The sequence below is a fragment of the Streptomyces sp. YS-3 genome, from assembly GCF_045257485.1.
In the GTDB taxonomy this organism is placed as follows: Bacteria; Actinomycetota; Actinomycetes; order Streptomycetales; family Streptomycetaceae; genus Streptomyces.
In genome coordinates this window covers 1-2977 of the sequence record NZ_JBJHPC010000738.1, presented here as the reverse complement: position 1 = coordinate 2977, position 2977 = coordinate 1, and the positions used below count along the sequence as shown (strand labels likewise).

The 2977-nt window shown below is 76.1% G+C and carries 2 protein-coding genes; both read right to left on the bottom strand.

What is annotated here, in order from left to right:
• A partial coding sequence (locus tag ACJA3G_RS34085) for a type I polyketide synthase (RefSeq protein WP_406556902.1) occupies positions 1-2583 on the bottom strand: 2583 nt, incomplete at its 3' end.
• Positions 2580-2894 (bottom strand): acyl carrier protein, encoded by a 315-nt coding sequence (locus tag ACJA3G_RS34080; protein ID WP_406556901.1) that lies wholly within the window; start codon positions 2892-2894, stop codon positions 2580-2582. The genes ACJA3G_RS34080 and ACJA3G_RS34085, both read right to left, overlap by 4 nt.
• Between the last annotated feature and the right edge of the window lie 83 nt (positions 2895-2977).

Here is a 2977-nt window from a genome sequence, read left to right as displayed (position 1 = left end):
CGGGCGCGGCACACGGTCCGCCTCCGGGTACAGGCTGTCCCAGCCGGGGGCCGCCCCCGTGCTCCACAGCTCGCCGAGCAGATGGTGCAGCGGGTGGCGGTGGGCGCGTTCGCCCGGGTGGGCGGCGAGGCAGTGCACCGGGTCCGCGTCGGCGGGCCGGAGCCGGGCGAGCAGGGGGGTGAGCACGGCGCGCGGGCCGATCTCCACGACATGGGTGACGCCGGACGCCAGCAGTTCGGCGGCGGCGTCCGCGAACCGTACCGGCGCGGTGATCTGGCGCGCCCAGTACGCGGCGTCCATGCGCTCCTCGTCGCCCATGACCCGTCCGTACAGGGTGGAGAAGACCGGCACCGCGGGCGCGCGCACCACCACGTCCGCGCCCTCGGTCAGGAACGGCTCGACGGCCGGGCGCATCAGCGGGGAGTGGAAGGCGTGCGAGACCGTCAGCGGGCGGGCGGTGACACCCCGGCCGGCCAACGCGGCACGCAGCCGGGCGAGTTCGTCGAGGTCACCGGCGACCACGGTGGTACGCGGGCCGTTGACGGCGGCGACGCACACGCGCGCCGGGTCGCCCGGCAGCGCCCGCGTCTCCGCCTCGGGCAGCGGTACGGAGAGCATGCCGCCGCCGTCCGGCAGCGCCTGCATGAGCGCGCCGCGCCGGGCGACCAGGCGGGCCGCGTCGCCGGGGTCGAGTACCCCAGACGCGCAGGCTGCGGCGAACTCGCCGATGCTGTGGCCGATGACGGCCGCCGGACGGATTCCGGCATCGGCCAGGGCGCCCGCCATCGCGTACTCGACCGCGAAGAGCGCGGGCTGCGCCAGACCCGTGCGGTGCACCCCCGGGTCGCCCGCCAGGACCGCGTCGCGCACCGAGCGGCCGACGTGGACGGCGAGCTGCCCGTCGATCTCGTCGAGGAGACGGGCGTAGACGGGGGAGGAGGCGTACCAGGAGGCGGCCATACCGGGGTGCTGGGCGCCCTGGCCGGTGAACGCGAACGCCACCGCGGGCGCGGTGCGCCGCGCCCCGCCGTCCTCGTCGCGGGCGCGCCCGGCCGCCTCGCGCAACCCCGCCACCAGGGCCCCCAGATCGTCGGCGGTGACGGCGACGCGGTGCGGCAGCCGGGACTTGACGCGGTTGCTGGTCCAGCACAACTGGGCGAGCCGGTCCTCGGGCTGCCGGGCCAGCGCGTCGGCCTGGGCCAGCAGATTGGGGCCCAGCTGGCGTGCCGAGCGGGCCGAGACGGTGAACACGCCCGGGACCCGCGCGCCGGAGCGGTGGACCGCGCGCGGCGGCGAGGCGAGCACGGCGTGCGCGTTGGTGCCGCCCATGCCGAAGCTGCTGACGGCGCCGTGCACGGTGCCGGACGGCAGCCGCAGCGGGGATCTGAGCAGTGCCAGGCGGCGTTCGGGCAGGTGGAGCCCCGGGTTCTCGTCGTCGGCGAACCGGCTCGGAGGCACGGTGCGGTGGTGCAGCGCGAGGACGGCCTTGACGACCCCCGCGATCCCGGCGGCGCCCTCGGCGTGCCCGAAGTTGCTCTTGACCGAGCCGAGGGCCACACTCCCGCCGCTGCGACCGCCGGTGAGGTGCCCGAGCGCCTGCGCCTCCATCATGTCGCCGAGGAGGGTGCCGGTGCCGTGCGCCTCGATGAAGCCGATGTCGTCGGCGCCGACCCCGGCCGAGCGCCACACCCGCTCGATCAGCTGCTGCTGGGCCCACCGGTTGGGCGCCGTGATGCCGTTGCTGCGGCCGTCCTGGTTGACGCCGGTGCCGCGCAGCACGGCGTAGACGGGCTGGCGTTCGGCCAGCGCGTCCGCGAGCCGGCGCAGGACCAGGACGGCGACGCCCTCGGCGCGTCCGATCCCGTCGGCGGCGGCGCTGAACGGCTTGCAGCGGCCGTCCGGCGCGGACAGGCCCGCCTGGGTGTAGAAGATGTTGAGGACCGGCGTCATGATCAGGTTGGTGCCGCCGGCGAGCGCGTAGCCGCAGTCGCCCGCCCGCAGCGCCCCGGCCGCCAGATGCAGCGCGACCAGCGAGGACGAGCAGGCCGTGTCGACGGCGAGGCTGGGCCCCCTGAGGTCGAGGTGGTACGAGACGCGGTTGGCGCCCATGAAGTAGCCGTTGCCGGAGCCGTGCCGGGCGGTGATCCGGTCGTAGTCGGCGAGTTGCAGATGGGCCCACTCGTTGGCCATCACCCCCACGAACACACCCGTGTCGGTGCCGGCCAGGTCCTCGGGGGCCACCGTGGCGTCCTCGACGGCCCGCCAGGCGCACTGGAGCAGGAGCCGCTGCTGCGGGTCCATGGCGGCGGCCTCGCGCGGCGAGATCCCGAAGAAGCCGGGGTCGAAGGCGTCCGGGTCGTCGATGAACCCGCCGCGTACGGTGTTGGAGCGGCCGGGGGGCCGGGCCTCGCCGGGGACGGCCGGGCCGTCCTGCCGGTAGCGGTCCGCCTCCCAGCGCTCCTCGGGGACGCGACGGGTGCCGTCGCGGCCCTCCATCAGGAGCTGCCAGAACTCGCCGGCGTCCCGGGCCCCGGGGAAGCGGCAGTCCAGTCCGACCACCGCGACCGGTTCGGGTGCGCTCACGAGGCGGCCCCGGCGTCCCCCGCGGCGAGCAGCCCGGCCAGGTGCGCGGCGATGGCCCGTACCGTCGGGAAGTCGTAGGCGAGGGTCGGCGGGACCGCCAGCAGATGGCGCTCCTCTATCTCGCCGCAGATGCCGATCGCGGCCACCGAGTCGATGCCGTAGTCGGCGAGCGGGGTCGTCGGGTCGATCTCCCGGGCGGGCCGGTGCAGATGGAAGGCGACCCGGTCGATGAGCCACTTCTCCAGGTCCGCCGGGGCCAGGACGGGCGTCTGCGGACGGATCGCGGTGCGGGTGTCGGGCGCGATGGGCATGGGGAACCTCTTCCTTGGGGGCGCTCGGTGGGCCGGGCGGGCTCAGCGGCCGGGGGCGGCCAACGGAGCGGGCTGCTCGGCGG

Coding starts and splice junctions, on each gene's coding strand:
- ACJA3G_RS34080 (WP_406556901.1), bottom strand. CDS start 2,894: ATGCCCATCGCGCCCGACACCCGCACCGCGATCCGTCCGCAGACGCCC.